Annotated in this window: 3 protein-coding genes; all 3 read left to right on the plus strand. The window is 41.6% G+C overall.

The genetic code is table 11. The features are described from left to right. Positions 1–1542, plus strand: a 1542-nt coding sequence (locus PL9631_RS06095; protein ID WP_156090472.1) for a DDE-type integrase/transposase/recombinase, incomplete at its 5' end; no start/stop codon positions are given. Between the two features lie 2 nt (positions 1543–1544). Next, entirely contained in the window at positions 1545–2711 is a 1167-nt protein-coding gene (locus PL9631_RS06100) for an AAA family ATPase (protein WP_083616945.1), read from the plus strand. Positions 2712–2716: 5 nt separating this feature from the next. Continuing rightward, on the plus strand, positions 2717–4099 hold a 1383-nt coding region (locus PL9631_RS06105), incomplete at its 3' end, for a TniQ family protein (protein WP_083618083.1).

Consider the following 4099-nt stretch of genomic DNA (forward strand, 5'->3'; position numbering starts at 1 on the left):
ATCGCGCAGCAAAAGTACGGCTATGGCTACATCGGATTGCTAACAACCTCTCATGCCAAGGGCAACCGCTACCGCAAACTGCCCCAACAGATTTTAGAATTGATGACCAAGTTTATTACTCAAGATTACGAAACCCATAAACAAAAACGAAAATCAGAAGTTTATGGAGCTTTTGTCCACGCCTGCTCAACTGCCGGAATTCCAGAGAATCAAATTCCTAGCTACAAGACATTCATTCAAGAAATCAAACGACATTCAGGCTACACTCAAACCCTGAAGCGGCAAGGACAAAGAGCCGCTTACCCACAGCAACCTTTTTACTGGGAATTAGAACTGACCACTCCCCGACATGGAGACCGCCCCTTCGAGATTGGTCATATCGACCATACCCAGCTAGATATAGAGCTACGGTGTTCAAAAACCGGACTGGTACTGGGTAGACCTTGGGCAACCTTTCTCGTCGATGCCTACAGCCGGAGAATTCTAGCCGTTTATATGACTTTTGACCCACCTTCCTATCGCAGTTGTATGATGGTACTGCGAATTTGCGTCATGCGGCATTCTCGCCTACCGCAAATTATCATCACCGACAACGGCAAAGAGTTTCACAGTATCTACTTTGAAAGCTTATTAGCTTGGTTTGAATGCACGCTCAAACATCGACCGCCAGCAGCATCACGATTTAGTGGAGTTTGTGAACGATTATTTGGCACTGCCAATACCCAGTTCCTCTACAATCTGACAGGGAATACCCAAATCACAAAAAACGTTAGGTTAGTCACAAAATCAGTCAATCCCAAAAATTTGGCAGTGTGGACTTTAGGTAGTTTGTACCAGTATTTATGCCAATGGGCTTACTCAGAGTACGATACCACCCCACATCCAGCTTTGGGAGTTTCCCCTCAGTCAGCTTTGACAACGGGGTTAGCAGAATACGGCAATCGTTCCCATCGGCAAATTTGTAATGACGAAAACTGGAAACTATTAACCTTACCAAGTACACCCAAAGGACAAGTCAAAGTTCACCCCAGCCAAGGAATACAAATTCGAGGTATTCGCTACTGGTCTAATACCTTTAAAGACCCAGAAATTCATCACACTTATGTCAATATCAGATACGACCCATTTGATGCGGGTACTGCCTATGCCTATGTCCGAGGTCAATGGGTTAAGTGTATTAGCGAATATTATTCCATCCTGAAAGGACGCTCAGAAAAAGAGATTTGGTTAGCCACCGCCGAGTTACAAAAACGACAACAAAATCATCAAAAGCAATTCTTAGTTAGAGCCAAAAAGTTAGCGGAATTTTTAACCAGTGCAGAGGCGGAAGAAGTTCTCCTCTCACAACGACTGATGGATGCTCAGATGATGGAAGTTTTTCGAGTCATTGATTATGGAATTGTGGCCAATAAAATTGATAGCCAATTGCCAGAATCAGAAACAATCTGTCCGGCAACTCAAGAGAGTTCTTCAACCTTCCAACCCAGTGCCAACAGTCTCTCGATTAATCCCCAGGAACTGCAACTTTTTGACTCTTATTAATCATGTCTTATCCTCAACAATTTCCTCCATCTCTACTGACCCAATCTCCAGAAGAGAGATTGGCTTATTTTGACAACTACACAATGGCACATCCCCGCTTAGACGAAGCCGTCAATTTACTCAAATTGTTAGTTAATCAGTCGGGAGAATCGCGGGTGATTTTTATTTATGGGCCGACTGGAGTTGGAAAAACAACTTTGCGATTGTTGATTGAAAAATGGTTGATTGAGTCAACGTTAGAAGAACTAGAAACTAACCCCGGTTGCATACCAGTTGCTAGTGTTGAAGCCGTCATCCAAAAATCAGGGCTGTTTAACTCCAAAGACCATATTAAACGTTGTTTATTTGCTCTCAACGAACCCTTGATTGACCAGAAAATAGACTATGGGACAAGAGGAATTTATCGAAATCAGAATGGTCAAGTTATCATTGAATCTAAAGTGATTGAAACGGATTTAGCTTGGGCATTAGAACAAGCTTTAAAACACCGAAAACCGAAAATCTTTTTTATTGATGAAGCGCACCATCTACTGATGCTTGCCAGTGGACGAAAACTCACAGATTTACCAGAAGCAATTAAGTCATTAGCTAACCGTACAGAGGTAGTTCATGGGTTAGTTGGGACTTACGAATTACTCACTCTGCACGATGTCGGCGACCAGTTGAGCCGACGTAGTGTTTATGTACATTTTCCTCGATATCATGCTGATGTTAAAGAAGATAGAGAAATATTCCAAAGTGTGGTTTGGGGTTTTCAATTACATCTGCCATTACCAGAAGCACCCGATTTAGTATCAAATTGGGACTATTGTTATGAGAGGAGTTTAGGCTGTGTGGGTATTCTTAAGAATTGGTTGAGAAATGCCCTGGCAGATGCGATAGCAGAAGGTGCTGTTACTGTAGGAAAAAAACATTTAGAGCGACGAGCTTTAGGAGTGGCTCAATGCCGGAATATACTTAAGAAAATTAAGGAGGGTGAGTACAATCATGCTCAAATTGAAGCCGAAGTCGAACAACTACGTGCTGAATTAGGGTTGTCAGTAACACCCGGAAAAAGTAGCTTGAATTCGCAGCTATTTCCCTCCTTCCATTCGGGCAACAATTTAAACAGAAAAAGACCCAAACCAGTCGGTCAACCCAAACCCAAGCGACACCCTTGTAGGAGTTAAGTAATATGGAACAATTTCGACTTACTCTCTATCCATCTTGGGATGTGCAAAAACCTACAATTCCTCCGAGAAGTCGTTTTTATCATCTAGAACCGATTGGAGTTGGCACTCCATATACAGAAAGCTTAACGAGTTACTTAATTCGACTTGCTCAAGAACACTGTGTTAATGTCTCTCAAGTGCTTCTCACTGAAATTGCTCCCCTAATTAGGAGAGAAAAAGGGCTATCATTCGCTCAATTTGAGAGTATTAGTAAAGTATGTGGGATTGACAGAGATAGAACTGCAATTAATGGTATGGGGTTGACGGCGACGCATCTAGTAATGGCTTTAGAAGCTCTCACCTCACAGAAGGATTTGCGTTTTCTTACCTTACTCCCATTAGCAGAAATTGTTTCTAAAAGAAGCTTACTCCGTCCCATTCGTGCTTGGTGTCCTATTTGTTATCAAGAATGGCTAAATACTGAACAAACTATCTATGAACCCCTGCTGTGGTCAATTAAAATTATTGAGTTTTGTCCCTCCCACCATCATCCTCTACTCTCTAAGTGTCCTTATTGTCATCAGCAGCAGTTAGTTCTTTGTAGAAACTCGCGACCTGGATATTGTAATAAATGTGGTCATTGGTTAGGAAAACGCTCTAGCAAAAAAGCTGTTGCTGGCTTAAGGGAAGGAGAAACCTTTGACAATCACTTCAGTTATATACTCAACAATGTTGGCGAATTAATTACGTTAGCATCTGGTCATGACTTACCTATTGAAGGCTATAAACTTCAGCAAATATTTTCTCGTTATATTCATCAAGTTTATGGAGGTAATGTTACTGCTTTGTCTCGCTTTGTAGGAATTCATGTGGCAACATTGAGTTGTTGGTATCAGGGCGCAACTCTACCGCAACTTGATAAACTATTACAATTCACAGAGCGGTTACAAATCTCTCTGGTGGATTTTTTAACTGAAGAATTCTTAGCTGATGATGGCTTGAACCAATCTGTAATTTTACCCTCTCCAGCTTCTCAAACGAGAAAACATTTAAGAAGATTAGATTTAGAAAAATTACAAGTTATTCAGTTAGTCCTTCAACAGGTACTTCAGGAGTCCCCACCACCATCCTTGCAGGATGTTGCACGCCGTCTTAACTATCGTTCTTTAGTTCTGCAATATCATTTTCCCAACCTCTGCTCTCAAATTCAACTCAATCATGCTGCTTATCGAAAACTGGAGCGTCAACAAAGAATTCAACCTGTTTTAGAAGCAGCATTAGAAGAATTTCCACCGCCGTCTCTACTAGAAGTTGTCCGACGGCTTGGCTACAAAAATAACAGCTATTTATACACTTATTTCCCTTCTCTGTCGCGCCAAATTGCTAGGCGTTACAAAGATTATGTT

The organism is Planktothrix paucivesiculata PCC 9631, assembly GCF_900009265.2.
Lineage (GTDB): Bacteria > Cyanobacteriota > Cyanobacteriia > Cyanobacteriales > Microcoleaceae > Planktothrix > Planktothrix paucivesiculata.

Coding starts and splice junctions, on each gene's coding strand:
- PL9631_RS06100 (WP_083616945.1), top strand. CDS start 1,545: ATGTCTTATCCTCAACAATTTCCTCCATCTCTACTGACCCAATCTCCA.